Genomic DNA, 2,536 nt, shown 5'->3' on the forward strand with positions numbered 1-2,536 from the left:
ATCTATATATAAATACATATTATTTAAATCTTTTGGTGAAGTTTTCATTTCAAATACAACGTCAGTAGTTAAAGAGAATTCGTGTGGAACATTTTTATAGTGCTCGTCACCTATCGGATGAGCTTCACCTTCATATTTCTGACCAGTTTTTTCATCTTGTATGAAATATTTTATTTCCGAAAGATCAATAGTTTGTCCATCGTCTCGAACATTATTAATCATAACACGAGTTGTTAGGCGCCACTCTTTGTCTATTTTTTCAAATTTTGCATTTTCAACTGTTGCTCTATAGTATTCATTTTTAACAATTTCCCCATAATGCATTGCGTTTTTTTCAAAAGTGCTTTTTTCTTTTTTGGGTGTAGAATTACCGTTACATCCTGCCATGATTCCTGTAAATATTAATGCTGTACAAGTTACTTTAATTATAGATTTCATAGTAATCCCTTTCTGTATTAAAAAGTAAAACATAGGAATAATTTTACATCAATAGGAAGGTAAATGGAAGTATGTTTGTGGAATATGCAAATATACATTTATTTCGTTTTCAGGTTAATGGGATAGAAATAGGGAGAAAAACTGTATAAAGCTGAATAAATAAGAATTGAAAATATTGTAATACAGAAAAAGCATGCATATAATTAAAATAAAGATTAAATTTCTGAATCTTCAATAATGGTGGTGGGAAGATGTTTACTGAAGAGCGTAGAGAGAAAATTTTAGAGTTACTTAAGAAAGATGGAAGGGTAATCGCTAAAGATCTTGCGGAAAGTTTCGATATGTCTATTGATTCTATAAGAAGAGATTTGTCTATTATGGAGAAGGATGGCTTGTTAAAAAGAACACATGGAGGTGCAATCGAACTTGCTAGAGTAAGGAATTTAGCTGCCGAACCATCGAAACGTTATCGTGATAGTTCACTAGATGAAGGAGCGATTGCGAAAGTTGCTGCATCATTCATACAAGAAGGAGATTCCGTTTTTATTGGCGGGGCATCTATTCATTATGCGATGTTAAAGTATTTACCTGAAACATCATTTACAGTTGTTACAAATTCTATAGAAATTGCTAGTACGTTACGGGAATATAAGAACATTGATACGTACTTAATTGGTGGAAAGGTGAAACCATCAGGAAATATGACAGATACACTTGCCTCAGAAATGATAAGTCGATTCTCAATTGATCTGTATTTTTCTACAGGTGGCGGCATTTCATTGAATGGTATAAGTACTGCAACGCCGGAAGTTGCTTATTTTAGTAAAACAGTAAGTAAAATTGCTAGAAGAAACATTTGTTTAGCTCCTCATACTAAACTCGGAATAGACTGCTTTATAAAAGGAGAGTCACTGATAGAAATTGACCTTATAATAACAGATGGAGACGCTAGTAAAGAAACGATTCAAGAATTTGAGAAACAAGGTAAAGAAATTGTAATAGCATCAATAGACTGCATTTAAAAGGAGTTTGAAATGATTATAAAAAGACAAGAGTTTCATATAAATGGATTAGCTTATACGATTCGTTCTGCAGCTGAAACGGATGCTGAGCAATTATCGAAGATTAGAGTTCAGATCGATGGCGAAACTGAAAATATGGATAGAGAAGCTGGAGAGGGATTTATAGATAAGATAGGGTTTCAAAAAATAATAAAAACGGATAGTGAAGAGATAAAGAATCTCTTTTTAGTTGCAGAAGTGCACAACCAAATCGTAGGATTTTCAAGATGTGAAGGATCAAATTTGAAAAGATTATCCCATAAAGTAGAGTTTGGCGTTTGTATTTTAAGAGAGTTTTGGGGATATGGAATCGGTAAAAGTCTCTTGCAACAATCTATTCATTGGGCTGATGAAAATGGAGTGAAAAAGATATCATTACAAGTGTTAGGGACAAACGAAAAAGCCATTCAGCTGTATAAAAAATTAGGGTTTGAAGTAGAAGGTATTTTGAAAAATGATAAAAGGCTGTCGGGTGGGAAGTATTATAATACGGTAGTAATGGGAAGGTGTATTTGAGTCTGTTCATGAAAGAGGTGAAAATGTATGTTTTACAGAAGAAAGTACTATATAGTAAGGAATGAATTTGTAGAAATATTTAATGAGCATTTTACTAACACGAACTTACCTAACCAGTTAAAGCATGGTTCCAGGCTAATAGGACGCTGGATGAAAGATAATAATGATGGTACAACAGAAATATTCGCCATATGGGAATATGATAGTTATGAGCAGTATAAAGAAATTGAATCGAAAATAAGAAATGACGAGAAGCATATTAGAAGAATACATGAATGGTATGAAAAACATGGCGGGAAAGAATATGTTTTACAGGAGTACATAGTAGAGATGAAAAATGAAGAGTTACTATGTACTGTAAAGTGATAAAGGGGTGAGGGATAATGGGAATTAAAACAAAATTATATTTTAGTTTAGCATCCACTATTTTATTTACAATAGCGGTGATAGTTTTCTTTATAAACGGCAATCCACAAAAGTGGTTTTGGTTATGTATTTTCTTTGCGTCCATTATGCAAAAT

At 32.6% G+C, this 2,536-nt stretch carries 4 protein-coding genes; 3 read left to right on the plus strand and 1 reads right to left on the minus strand.

The window, feature by feature from the left end; genetic code table 11:
* Positions 1 to 438: hypothetical protein (locus tag KI356_RS25220; RefSeq protein ID WP_212936808.1), on the minus strand; the 438-nt coding region annotated here is incomplete at its 3' end.
* Positions 439 to 689: 251 nt separating this feature from the next.
* Here KI356_RS25220 and KI356_RS25225 point away from each other — a divergent pair.
* Genes KI356_RS25225 through KI356_RS25235 form a run of 3 tightly spaced genes read left to right on the plus strand, consistent with a single transcriptional unit; the run spans position 690 to position 2,381 of the window.
* The gene (locus tag KI356_RS25225; RefSeq protein WP_212936809.1) at positions 690 to 1,460 is read left to right on the plus strand and encodes a DeoR/GlpR family DNA-binding transcription regulator; all 771 of its coding nucleotides are present in this window, start codon (positions 690 to 692) and stop codon (positions 1,458 to 1,460) included.
* Between the two features lie 12 nt (positions 1,461 to 1,472).
* A complete protein-coding gene (locus KI356_RS25230; protein ID WP_212936810.1) occupies positions 1,473 to 2,015 on the plus strand; it encodes a GNAT family N-acetyltransferase in 543 nt (180 codons plus the stop codon).
* A gap of 27 nt (positions 2,016 to 2,042) precedes the next feature.
* A complete protein-coding gene (locus KI356_RS25235; RefSeq protein ID WP_212936811.1) occupies positions 2,043 to 2,381 on the plus strand; it encodes an NIPSNAP family protein in 339 nt (112 codons plus the stop codon).
* The last annotated feature ends 155 nt before the right edge of the window (positions 2,382 to 2,536 follow it).

The organism is Bacillus hominis (genome assembly GCF_018332515.1).
GTDB classification, from domain to species: Bacteria; Bacillota; Bacilli; order Bacillales; family Bacillaceae_G; genus Bacillus_A; species Bacillus_A hominis.

What these genes read in the sequence shown, in the direction of transcription:
- KI356_RS25225 (WP_212936809.1), top strand. Translation starts at nt 690, where the DNA reads ATGTTTACTGAAGAGCGTAGAGAGAAAATTTTAGAGTTACTTAAGAAA.
- KI356_RS25230 (WP_212936810.1), top strand. Translation starts at nt 1,473, where the DNA reads ATGATTATAAAAAGACAAGAGTTTCATATAAATGGATTAGCTTATACG.
- KI356_RS25235 (WP_212936811.1), top strand. Translation starts at nt 2,043, where the DNA reads ATGTTTTACAGAAGAAAGTACTATATAGTAAGGAATGAATTTGTAGAA.